6 protein-coding genes are annotated in these 12,972 nt (G+C 58.0%); all 6 read right to left on the minus strand.

All coding sequences use genetic code 11. The annotated features are described in order from the left end of the window. Nucleotides 1-2: 2 nt before the first annotated feature. On the minus strand, nucleotides 3-1,193 hold the full coding sequence (gene lplT, locus L579_RS12415) for a lysophospholipid transporter LplT (protein ID WP_021184580.1): 1,191 nt from the start codon (nucleotides 1,191-1,193) through the stop codon (nucleotides 3-5). Continuing rightward, on the minus strand, nucleotides 1,190-3,340 hold the full coding sequence (gene aas / locus L579_RS12420) for a bifunctional acyl-ACP--phospholipid O-acyltransferase/long-chain-fatty-acid--ACP ligase (RefSeq protein ID WP_021184581.1): 2,151 nt from the start codon (nucleotides 3,338-3,340) through the stop codon (nucleotides 1,190-1,192). The genes lplT and aas overlap by 4 nt, the downstream gene beginning before the upstream one ends. A 585-nt stretch (nucleotides 3,341-3,925) precedes the next feature. Continuing rightward, on the minus strand, nucleotides 3,926-5,332 hold the full coding sequence (locus L579_RS12425; RefSeq protein WP_021184583.1) for an efflux transporter outer membrane subunit: 1,407 nt from the start codon (nucleotides 5,330-5,332) through the stop codon (nucleotides 3,926-3,928). Nucleotides 5,333-5,335: 3 nt separating this feature from the next. Then, nucleotides 5,336-8,437, minus strand: coding sequence for an efflux RND transporter permease subunit (locus tag L579_RS12430; RefSeq protein ID WP_021184584.1), 3,102 nt, complete (start codon nucleotides 8,435-8,437; stop codon nucleotides 5,336-5,338). Next, nucleotides 8,434-11,646 carry an efflux RND transporter permease subunit gene (locus L579_RS12435; protein WP_021184585.1) on the minus strand — a complete coding sequence of 1,071 codons (3,213 nt, stop codon included), beginning with the start codon at nucleotides 11,644-11,646 and terminating at the stop codon, nucleotides 8,434-8,436. The genes L579_RS12430 and L579_RS12435 overlap by 4 nt, the downstream gene beginning before the upstream one ends. Continuing rightward, a complete protein-coding gene (locus tag L579_RS12440; protein WP_021184586.1) occupies nucleotides 11,643-12,890 on the minus strand; it encodes an MdtA/MuxA family multidrug efflux RND transporter periplasmic adaptor subunit in 1,248 nt (415 codons plus the stop codon). The genes L579_RS12435 and L579_RS12440 overlap by 4 nt, the downstream gene beginning before the upstream one ends. Nucleotides 12,891-12,972: the final 82 nt, after the last annotated feature.

A 12,972-nucleotide genomic window follows, 5' to 3' on the forward strand; every position in this document is an offset into this window, starting at 1 on the left:
GGCTAGCGCCGCCCTTTCCACCATAAAACTGCGATAGCCACAGCGAATATCGCGCCGAAACCAACCCCGGTCGCCACTGCCGGTGCCCTCAGCTTAATCGCCAGCGTATACAGCCCCAGCATCAGCAACATCGCGGTGTTTTCACCGAGGTTCTGCACGGCAATTGCATTGCCCGCCCCGACAGTGGCTTTACCGCGCTCCTGCAACAGCGCGTTGAGCGGCACCACGAAGAACCCGCCCAGCGCACCAATCAGCATCAGAATCAGGTACGCATGCAACAAGCTGTGCTGCAAGGAAAACACCACCACCATCACGCCAATCAGCACCCCGGCAGGCATGCAGCGGCGTACGGTTTGCAGCGTCACCAGCTTTGCTGCCGCAGCCGCGCCAATCACGATACCTATCGCCACCATCGCATTCAGCGTGGTCGGCGTTTTGTTATCGCTGATACCCAGCGCCACGGGCACCCACAGCACCAGCAGAAAACGCAGTGTCACCCCTGCGCCCCAGAACAGGCTGGTACCCATCAATGAAAAACGGGTTTCGCCATTACGCCACAGCAACAACGTTGCCTGAGTAAAATTGCGCAGCATCATGCCAAAGTGCCAGCTCTGGCCGGGACGTGCTGCCAGCAAACGCGGGATAAACAGGTTTGCGACGACAGCCAGGCCGTAAGTAAGTGCACACACCGCCAGCGCTGCCAGCAGATGCCAGTCCGCCAGAATGCCACCCGCAACCGACCCCAGCAGGATCGCCGCAATGGTCGAGCCCTCCATCAGTCCGTTGGCTTTGACCAACTTATCCCCCTGCGTGATTTCACCCAGGATGCCATATTTGGCCGGAGAATAGGCCGCCGCGCCCACCCCTACCAGGGTGTATCCAAGGAACGGATTGAAGCCAAAACAGATAATCAGCGCCCCTAACAGCTTCAGGCTGTTAGCAAACATCATCACGCGACCTTTGGCGAAGCTGTCGGCCATCTGCCCGACAAAAGGCGCGAGCAGAATGTAAGTGGCTACAAACAACATTTGCAGAATCGGCTGACTCCAGTCGGGGTAGAACTGGTTTTTCAGCACCGCGAGGGTGGCAAATAACAACGCATTATCGCCAAACGCCGAGAGAAACTGCGCCACAATCACCGCCATCATGCCACGCGACAACAGCGGCGTATCCGGATTTACCGCCTGGCTCATGCCTGCTCCTCTTCGGCCAGTTTTTTCAGGCTGACATAGTCAGGTTTACCGCTGCCGAGTATCGGCAAATGTTTCAGCACACGGATATCACGCGGCAACGCCAGTTCTGGCGCCCCCAACTCACGCGCCGCATGTTTGAGCATCTCGCGATCCAGCTCGCTGTCAGTGGTGAACAGCACCAGCGCCTCTCCACGGTTGCCATCGGGTCGCAACGATGCGGCATGTTGTTTTTCTGGTGAGGCTTTCAACGCAATCTGCTCGACAATTTCCAGCGAAACCATCTCTCCGGCAATTTTCGCGAAGCGTTTGGCGCGGCCCTGAATCTGGCAGAATCCTCCCTCATCAAAGCTGACGATGTCGCCGGTATCATACCAACCCGGCTCCATCTCACCTTCACCGTTATCGGCTACTGGCGGCTCCAGCACACCGGGATTTTCCACGCGCAGATAACCGTTCATCACGTTTGGCCCACGCAGTTGCAGGCGACCGCCCTGCTCAATACCCGGCACCGAAATCAGACGCGAGTCCATCCCCGGCAGAATTCGGCCTACAGTGTGCGATTTTGCCGCCATCGGCACGTTAATCGCCACCACCGGTGCGCACTCGGTCACACCATAGCCTTCGAGAATACGGATGCCGTATTTCTCCATATAAATCTGACGCGTGCCTTCCTGCAATTTTTCCGCCCCCGCCACTACGTAGCGCAGACGGGCAAAATCGTACGGGCTGGCAAAGCGTGCATAGTTGCCGAGGAAGGTGGAGGTGCCGAACAGCACGGTACAGTTGCGGTCATATACCAGCTCCGGCACCACGCGATAATGCAGCGGGCTGGGGTAAAGGAACACCTGCGCACCGGTCAGCAGCGGCGTGAAGAGTCCTACAGTCAGACCAAAGGCGTGGAACAGTGGCAACGCTGACATAAAACGGTCACGCGGGGTGAAATCGGCAACGGTACGAATCTGCTCAACATTCGCCAGCAGGCTTTTATGCGAATGCACCACTCCTTTGGGATTGCCTTCCGAGCCGGAGGTAAACAGCACCATCGCGGCATCTTCTGGCTTCTGCGCCACCAACGCCCGACGCGGCATCAACAGATGGCTGAGGATCCACAGTTTATCTTTGGTGGTGACGGTCGATCGCAGATCTTCGAGGAAGATCCACTGCACGTCCGTCAAACCTTCGGGCAGATGCCACAGGTTGCCTTTATCAAGGAACTGACGCGAGGTGAAGACCGTTTTCACCTGTGAGGCGGTCAACGCTGCGCGCATCCCGTTAACCCCGGCGGTGTAGTTGAGCATGGCCGGGATACGTCCACGCAGCGAAGCCCCCAGAATGGCCGCTGCGGTCACGGTGGCATTCGGCAGCAGCAGGCCGACATATTCGCCCTGACGACTGTAGCGCTCGAGGATACGGCCCACGCCGAGCGCTTTTTTCAGCAATCCGGTGTAGTTGTCGGTTTTGAAATTGATGTCCTCGATGCACGGCTTAAACAGACCGTAGCGGGTACGCGCATTGAGGAACGCCTCAAACAGCGTTTCCCGTGGCCGCACCGCCATACGCGCTTCCATCATCACATGATGTAAATGCTCGCCAGCCAGGATACGCCGCTCACGCGCGCGTTTGGCTTCCGGCATCGGGATAACCGTCGCAGGTAACACACTCAGGGTAATACGCGGAAACAGACGGCGCTTAAATACGCCGGCAAGGCGACCAAACGGGGTATATTCCGCGCCTTCGATGCGCATTGGCACCACGGTGGCACCCGATTTCGCTGCCACAAAGCCAGCGCCACTGTAGATTTTCATCAGCGAAGCAGTGACGGTAATACGCCCTTCCGGAAATATCACCACCGGGCGGCCTTCGTTGATCAGACGCACCAGATGTTTAATCGACATCGGTTTGGTGGGGTCAAGCGGCACGAAGTCGATGAGCGGCTTGAGGATACGCATAAACCATTGATCGCTGATCGATGAATAGACGGCGAACACCGGTTTGATCGGCAGAAAAAGTGCCACCAGCACGCCATCGAGAAATGACATGTGGTTAGGGGTGATCAACACCTTGGGTTTGTTCAGTACCGTCAGATCACCGCGCAGCTCGACGCGCCATAACAGGCGGCAGAGGAAACGCAGACAGGTGAATAACATGCCAGCTCCTTAGCAGTCGTTAAAAATGGCCCCTACGATGCAGGATTCAGGGATTTTCGACAAGTAGCGGCGCGATTTATCGCGCGGGGCTGCACGATAAATCGTGTTACGTGTCAGGCAGCGGTTTGGCACTGAGAGGGTTCCGCCCGCCAGGTAACAGTGGTTTGGCTCTGAGAAGGTTCCGCCCGCCAAGCAGCAGCGGTCTGGCCCTGAGAAGGTTCCGCCCGCCCCACCGCCTGAAAGCCGGGTGATCTCTTGATTGCGCGATAAATCGCGCCGCTACAAATGCCAACACGTCACCCGTAATTGCGCGATAAATGCCAGCACGTTACCCCCTAATTGCGCGATAAATCGTGCCGCTACAGATACCAACACGTTACCCGTAATTTCGCGATAAATGCCAGCACGTTACCCGTAATTGCGCGATAAATCGCAGCACCTTACCCGTAGCGGCGCGATTTATCGCGCAAAAACAGAGGCTGGCGCGAAACCCTTTGCTCGGTCGCCGCACCGGCGAGCTGCAACTACATCAGCCCGAGGCGAACGAAACCGCCTCGGTGCAAAATAACCTATAGCGAACGCACGTTATTGCGATTTATCCGCCTGCCAGCCACCACCCAGCGCGGCAATCAACTCTACGCTGGTCACCCATTGGGTGCTTTGCGTTGACAGCAGGGTCTGCTGCTCACTCAGGCTGCTGTTTTCAGTGGTAGCAACGTCGAGATAATCGATCATCCCCGCCTCATACTGATTCCGCGTCACGCGTGCCGATTCCTGCGCAGCAGCAGTAGACAATTGCAGTGAAACCAGTTCGCCTTTCAGCGTGTTCAGCTCCACCAGGTAATCCTCCACTTCCTGCATCCCTTCCAGCACCGCCTGGCGATAGCTGGCGACACTGGCGTCGTAAGAAGCCCTCGCCTGTTCCACTTTCGCCGAGGTGGCACCAAAGTCCAGCAGCGTGCCGCTCAGTTCCGGGCCAAGCGACCAGACACGGTTCGGCAGCGAGAACAGATTACTGAAGGTTAATGAACTGACGCCGCCACTGGCGCTCAGGGTCAGGTCCGGGTAGTAACCGGCAATCGCTACCCCCACCGCCGCATTGGCTGCCGCCACGTTACGTTCGGCATAGGCGATATCCGGGCGGCGTTGCAACAACTGCGACGGAATGCTGTTGGGGATCTCCGGTAAGGTCGCTTCCAGCTTCGCTACCGGCAGTGAGAAATCCGCCGGGGCACGGCCAATCAGCAACGCAATGGCGTGCTCCAGTTGGGCGCGCTGCCACTGGTAATCCTGCGCCGAGGCACGGGCGCTCTCCAGTTGCATCTGAGCCTGCGCCAGGGTGGCGCGTGATTCGCTGCCTGCCTGATATTTGTTCTGAATCACCGTCAGGTAACGCTGATAGGCATCAACACTGCGCTGATACAGGGCGATCTTTTCGTCCATGATGCGCAACTGGAAATAGTCCTGCGCCAGTTCGGACTGGGCGCTGAGGGTGATATTTGCCAGTTCCGCCGCGCTCGCCTGAGCGCTGGCTTTGTTCTCTTCCAGCGTGCGGCGCAGTTTGCCCCACAGATCCAGTTCCCAACTGGCGCTCAGCTCAGCCTGATGGCTGTTGCTGACGCTGCGCTGCCCGGTGGTGCTGGCACGGCTGCCACTGCGGGTGCTGCTGGCGTCATAGCTGACCGATGGGAACAACTCGGCGCGTGACTGCCCCGCCAGTGCCTGGGCTTCACGATATTGCGCCGCATAGTTGGCAACGTTCTGGTTGGAGATGCTGACCTGACGCAGCAAGCTGTCGAGCGTGGCATCGTGGTAGACCGACCACCATTCACCTTTGCGCTTATCATCCTGCGGCATGGCCTGGGTCCAGCCTTTGGCCTCTTTAAAATGGGTCGGCATCGCCATCGTTGGACGCTGATAATCAGGGCCAACGGTACAGCCTGCCAGCAACAGCGCCATAACGATCGGGGTAACAGATAACGACATTTTCATGGATCAGGATTCCGCATGACGCAACCGCCGCCACTGACGTTTCGTGGCGCGGCTCAGACTATCGAGCCAGAGATAAACAACCGGCGTGGTAAACAGGGTAAGAAGTTGGCTGAGCGCCAGACCACCGGCAATCGCCATACCAAGCGGGCTACGCAGATCGGCGTCACCACCGCTGCCCAGCGCCAGTGGCAAGGCACCAAAGAACGCCGCCAACGTGGTCATCATGATTGGACGGAAGCGCATCAGACAGGCCTGCGTAATCGCCTGTTGTGGCGTCAGACCAAGGCGGCGCTCCGCATCGATGGCGAAGTCGATCATCATAATGGCGTTCTTTTTCACGATACCGATCAACAAGATGATGCCAATGAGCGCAATCACCGTCAGTTGCGTATTGGTCAGCAACAGCAGCAACAGCGCCCCCACCCCCGCCGAGGGCAGCGTCGACAGGATGGTGATCGGGTGGATATAGCTTTCATACAACACGCCCAGCACGATATACACCGCCGCCAGCGCTGCCAGAATCAACCACGGCATGGTGGCCGTCAGTTGGGCAAAGGCCGCCGCCGTCCCGGCAAAGCCCGCCTGGATCGTCGAAGGCAGGCCCAGTTTCGCCATCGCCTGCTTAATCAGCGCCTGCGCCTGTTCCAGCGAGACGCCGTCATTGAGGTTAAAGGCGATGGTGCTGGTGGCTGACTGACCCTGATGCGCCACCGACAACGGCGCGTTGCCGCCCTTAAAGGTGGCGAATGCCGAAAGCGGCACGCGATTGCCGCTGTCATTCACCACAAACAACTGTTGCAAAATGTCCGGGTCACGGGTGTAGCTATCCTGCAACGACATCACCACATGGTATTGGTTGAGCGTGTGGTACAGCGTGGCAATTTGTCGCTGGCTGAAGGAATTATTCAGCATGGTGTCGATCATCTGCACGTTCACGCCCAGCATCTTCGCCCGATCGCGATCGATGTTGATCACCACTTCCTGACCGCCGGTTTGCGAGTCGGAATCGACGCTGTTTAGCTGCGGGATCGCTGCCAGCGCCGCCTGCACTTTGGGTGTCCAGGTACGCAGCAGGTCAAGATCGTCGGCTTGTAAGCTGTATTGATAGGTGGCGTTGGCGCTACGGCCACCAATATGCAGATCCTGCGCCGCCATCAGGAACATCTGCCCACCGGCAATATGGCTGGTTTTCATGCTCAGGCGGTTAGCCACTTCGGTCGCGGTCGCGCTGCGCTGATCAAAATCCTTCAGACGCACAAAGAAGTTGGCGCTGTTACGCGAACCAAACATGCCGCTCCCCATCGATGACATCACGCTCTCCACCGCCGGGTCGGACTGGATGATTTTGGTGAACTCCAGCATCTTCGGCTTCATTGCCTGGAACGAGATGTTCTGGTCGGCGCGCAACGCGCCCATCAGCAGGCCGGTATCCTGGTTGGGGAAGAAGCCCTTCTGTACCACCGAATAGAGAAACAGGTTGAGCAGCACGGTCAGCACCAGGCTAAACATGGTGATTTTCTGGTGTGCCATCACCCACGCCAGACCGCGCGAGTAGGCGGCCAGCAGCGCATTGAGCTGGTTTTCAATGAACTGATACACCGGGTGCGGGCGTTGGGTGACTTTCGGTTTGGCCTTCAGCAGGCGCGCGCACAACATCGGCGTCAGGCTGAGCGAGACAAACATCGAGATCAGCAGCGAGATGGTCAGGGTTACCGCAAATTCACGGAACAGACGCCCGACAATGCTGCCCATCAACAAGATAGGAATAAACACCGCAATCAACGACATGGTCATCGACAGCACGGTGAAACTCACCTCCTGCGCACCCCGTAAGGCGGCACGCAGCGGGCTCAGCCCTTCTTCGATATGGCGGGTGATATTTTCCAGCACCACAATCGCATCATCGACCACAAAACCGGTGGAGATGATCAGCGCCATCAGTGACAGGTTATCGAGGCTATAGCCAAGTAAATACATCACCGCACAGGTGCCAATCAGCGACACCGGCAACGCCAGCGCCGGGATTACTACCGCCTGCACGTTACGCAGGAAGATAAACACCACCGCAATCACCAGCATCACGGCAATCAACAGCGTCTCTTCGGTGTCGTACAGAGATTCGCGCACCGTCGGAGAACGGTCTACCACCACCTTCAACTGGGTATCGGCGGGCAGATCTTTTTCCAGCTCCGGCAACTGGGCTTTGATGGCGTCGATGGTATCGAGCATGTTAGCCCCCGCCTGGCGCTTAATCCCCACCATCACCGACGGGGTAGCGTTAAGGAAACCGGCCTGGTACTTGTCTTCTATCGAGTCATAGACGGTGGCGACATCATGCAGGCGTACCGCTTTGCCGTCTTTATAAGTGATGATCAGATTGCGGTACTGCGCCGCTTTATCCAGTTGGCCGTTGCTGTCCACCACCCAGGATTGGCTGTTGCCTTGCAGGATACCTTTCGGCAGGTTGGTGGTGCTGTCGGCAATGGCGGTACGCACCGTGTCCAGCGAGATTCCGTACTGCGTCAGTTTCTGCGGTTGCAGGTCGATACGCACCGCAGGCAGCGCACTGCCCATCAGCGACACTTCACCCACCCCTTGCACCTGGCTTACCGCCTGCTCAATCTTGCTCTCCGCCAGATCGTAGAGTTCACCAGGGGTACGGGTCGCCGATACCAGCGCCAGCATCACAATCGGCGCATCCGACGGGTTGGCTTTGCGATAGGTCGGTAGCGATTCCATTGAACTGGGCAGCAAACTGCGTGCCGCGTTAATCGCCGCCTGCACATCACGCGCTGCGCCGTTGATATCGCGGTCCAGTTCAAACTGCAAAATAATGGTACTGGAACCCTGCGAGCTGCTGGAGGTCATCTCGGTGATACCGGCGATTTGGCCGAGCGAGCGCTCCAGCGGTGTCGCCACCGTGGCGGCCATGGTTTCCGGGCTGGCGCCAGACAGACTGGCGCTGACCATAATGGTCGGGAAATCCACCTGCGGCAGCGGCGCTACCGGCAACAACCGGTAGCCCAGCAGGCCGAGCAGCATGATCGACAGCGTCAGCAGTAAGGTGGTAACCGGGCGGAAGATAAACAGCCGCGTCAAATTCATTGCTCGCCTCGCGCCTGCTGTTGTTTGCGTTGCACGAAACGCTTGCCGCGCTGCGCCCAACCATCAAACCACAGGTAGATCACCGGGGTGGAGAACAGCGTCAGCACCTGGCTGACGATCAATCCGCCGACAATCACCAGGCCGAGCGGCTGACGCAGTTCCGCGCCAGAGCCGGAGGCCAGCATCAGCGGCAACGCACCGAGCAGCGCCGCCATCGTGGTCATCAGAATCGGGCGGAAACGCAATAAACACGCCTGATGAATAGCATCGCGTGGACTCATCCCCTGTTTGTTTTCCGCTTCCAGCGCAAAGTCGATCATCATAATCGCGTTCTTCTTCACGATACCGATCAACAGGATCACCCCGATCAACGCAATCAGGCTGAACTCGCTGCCAGCCAGCAGCAGCGTCAACAGCGCTCCGACCGCCGCCGATGGCAGCGTGGAGAGGATGGTCACCGGATGGATAAAGCTTTCATACAGAATGCCCAGCACCACATACATGGTGATCAGCGCCGCCAGAATCAGCCACAGCGTGTTACTGGTGGCGCTCTGGAAGGCGGAAGTCTCGCCCTGATAACGCAAGGTGATGCTCGAAGGCAGATTCAGTTGTTGCGTCACGTCGGCAATCGCTTTCTGTGCATCCTCCAGCGAATAGTCGCTGTTGAGGTTGAACGACACCATCACCGCCGGGAACTGGTTCAGGCGCATATGCATCAGTGAACCGGTGCGTTGATGAATGGTGGCGATCGAGGTCAGTTTCACCATACCGGTGGTGGTGCTGCTGCTCGAATCAGAACTGCTGGAGGTCGAGCTGCTCGTGGTGCTGCTGGACGATGATGTCGTGGTGCTGCTGCTGGTGCTGCTATCGCTGGTGCTGGTGGTCGAGGGCAGCCAGACATCGTCGAACGAGGCTGGCGACTGCTGGAAACGCGGCGCCACCTCCAGCACCACGCGATACTGGTTCGCCTGGGTAAAGATGGTGGAAACCAGACGCTGACCAAAGCTGTTATACAGCGCGGTATCGACATCGGCGGCGGTAATGCCATAGCGCGCAGCTTTGTCGCGGTTCAGCTCCACGTACGCCACGCGCCCCTGATCCTGCAAATTGCTCACCACGCCGTTAAATTCCGGGCGTTTCTGTAACGCAGCAACCAGTTGTGGCGTCCATTTCACCAGGTTTTCGCTGTCGGCATCGTCGAGGGTGAACTGATACTGATTCGGTGTGACCTGATCGTTGACCGTCAGATCCTGCGCCGGTTGCAGATAAAGCTGAATACCCGTCACCTGCGCGGCGGCTTGTTGCAGCTGCTTAATGACCACGTCGGCTTTATCATCACGCTCGCCAAACGGTTTGAGGTTGATCTGAATGCTGCCGCTGTTAAGGCTGGTATTGGTGCCGTCGATGCCGATGGTGGAGGAGAGGCTTTCCACCGAAGGATTCTTCAGAATCACCTGCGCCAGCGCCTGCTGACGTTTCGACATCTCATTAAAGGACACATCCTGCGACGCGATGGTCACACCCTGAATCAGGCCAGTATCCTGCGTCGGGAAAAAGCCTTTCGGGATAGCGATGTACAGCAACGCGGTAAGCGCGAAGGTTGCCAGCGCCACCAGCAACGTCAGCTTCTGGTGGTTAAGGACGATGGTCAGCATGCGGTCATAACCGCGAATTAATTTGTCAAAGAACTCGCCGCCCTTGCGCGAGAAGCGCGATTGTTTCTCCGGCGGGATATGCTGCAACAAATAAGCACACAGCATTGGGGTGAGCGTCAGCGACACTATCATCGACACCAGAATCGATACCGCAAGGGTGATAGCAAATTCGCGGAACAGACGCCCGACCACATCGCCCATAAACAGCAGCGGGATCAGCACCGCAATCAGCGAGAAGGTCAGCGAGATAATGGTAAAACCAATCTGCTGTGATCCTTTCAACGCCGCCTGCATTGGCGTTTCGCCCTCCTCCAGCCGCCGCGAGATGTTTTCCACCACCACGATGGCATCGTCAATTACGAAGCCGGTGGCGATGGTCAGCGCCATCAGCGACAGGTTATTCAGGCTAAAGTCGGCCAGATACATCACGCCAAAGGTGCCAATCAACGACAGCGGCACCGCCACGCTGGGGATCAGCGTCGCCGCGATATTGCGCAGGAACAGGAAGGTCACCATCACCACCAGCGCCACCGACAGCATCAACTCAAACTGCACGTCGCTGATCGAAGCGCGAATGGTTTGCGTACGATCCGACAGGATGCTCATCTTCACGCCATCTGGCAGTGCGGCCTGCAAGGTCGGCAATTTGGCTTTGATCGCATCTACCACCTGAATCACATTCGCCCCAGGCTGACGCTGCACGCTGATCACAATCGCCGGGCTGTTGTTGGCCCAGGCCGACTGGAAGCTGTTTTCCGGCCCCTGTTCGATATGGGCGATATCCTTCAGGCGCAGCGCAGCACCGTTTTGGTAGGTGATAATCAGGTTGCCGTACTCTTCGGCGGTGCGAAGCTGGTCGTTAGCATCGATGGTGACGGAGTGATATTTGCCGTCAAAGCCCCCTTTCGAACCGTTAACGTTGCCGTTACTGATCAGGGTGTTGACGTCTTCCAGCGTCAGGTTGTGCGCCGCCAGCGCTCTTGGATCCATCTGCACGCGGATGGCCGGTTGATGGCCGCCCGCCAGCGTCACCATACCGACGCCGGAGATCTGCGACAGCTTCAGTGCCACGCGGGTATTCACCAGATCCTGAACCTGGGTAAGCGGCAGCGTATCGGAGCTGGCCGCCAGGGTGATCACCGCGCTGTCTGCCGGGTTGACCTTTTTATAGGTCGGCGGATTAGGCAAATCACTCGGCAACAGGTTGTTGGCAGCGTTAATTGCCGCCTGAACTTCCTGCTCGGCCACGTCCAGCGACAGATCGAGGCTGAACTTCAGGGTAATGATCGACGAACCGCCGGAGCTGGTAGAGGTCATCTGGCTCAGCCCCGCCATCTGTCCGAGCTGGCGCTCCAGCGGCGAGGTGACGGAAGAAGCCATCACATCCGGGCTGGCACCGGGATACAAGGTGGTCACCTGGATGGTGGGGTAATCCACCTGCGGCAGCGCCGAGGTGGAAAGAAACTTATAAGCGAAGATGCCAGAGATCAGCACGCCGACCATCAACAGGATGGTAGCGACCGGACGCTGGATAAACAGGCGTGACGGGTTCATTTGGCCTCGGCGGTCGCAGTCGGTTTGCTCTCATCGGCCAGCGTCACTTTACTGCCGTCGGTCAGGCGATCGATACCTTCCGTCACCAGACGATCGCCCGGTTCAACCCCTTTCAGGATCGCCTGCTGATCCTCACCGAAGGCAGGGCCGGTGGTGACCGCTTTGCGCGTCACGGTGTTGTCTTTGTTGATGATGAACACAAAGCTGCCGTCGCTACTCAACTGCAATGCCTGCGCCGGGATCACCGTGGCATTTTTCAGCGTATCGGTTTGCAGACGCAGGTTGACGAACTGGTTAGCAAACAGCGACTCGTCTTCGTTCGGGAAGCTGGCTTTCAGTTCGATGGTGCCGGTGCTGGTGTCGATCTGGTTACCGATATAGCGCACGTCACCCTGCGCCAGCACCGTGGTGTTGTCCTGATCAAATGCCGTCGCTGGCAGGCTCTGATTGTTGTGCAGCGCTTTGGTCAGCTGCGGGATATTGCTCTGCGGCACGCTAAAGGTCACCGCCGCCGGTTGCATCTGCGTCACCACCACAATGCCGGTGGTGTCGGTGGTCTGGATCATATTACCGGGATCGACCAGGCGTAAGCCGACGCGACCACTGACCGGCGAGGTGATGCGAGAATATTCGATATCCAGTTTGGCGCTGGCGATCTGCGCTTCATCGGCAGCCACCGCCCCCCGATACTGGCCAACCGTGGCGGTTTGCGTGTCGAGATCCTGACGCGCCAGCGAGTCCTGCGCATAGAGTTTTTTGTAGCGTGTCAGCGTCAGCTCTGCGCTTTTCAGTAACGCCTGGTTCTGTGCCAGATCGCCCTGATATTGCGCCAGCGTCGCCTGATAACTGCGCGGATCGATCTGCGCCAGCAACTGGCCCGCTGCCACTTTTTGTCCTTCGGTGAAGTAGACTTTTTCCAGCTGGCCCGCCACCCGACTGGTGACGGTTACGCTGGCGTTGGGGATTACCGTACCCAATGCATTGAGGTAGACCGGCACATCCGCCGTACTGGCCACACCGCTATGCACCAGGGTTGCACCGCCCATCATCATCGCCATGCCCGGAGGACCACCGGCCGGACGATGACCACCACGACCGCCACGTTCACCACCCGATGGCATACCACCCGGCGCATGCCCCCCGACTACGCGCCAGATCACGCCAGCGACAATTAACAGCACAACTAACAGCAGCAGCCATTTCAGCCAGCGAGAGAAAGCGGAGCGAGGTACGTTGGTCTTCATTAGGTTCTTCAGGTCATCAGATAAATGGAAAATCCCCTGAAAAGCAGGGGATTATTTCAAAGGTAAATCATTACCGGGCGTA

It is taken from the genome of Pantoea sp. AS-PWVM4 (assembly GCF_000468095.1).
Classification (GTDB): Bacteria; Pseudomonadota; Gammaproteobacteria; order Enterobacterales; family Enterobacteriaceae; genus Pantoea; species Pantoea phytobeneficialis.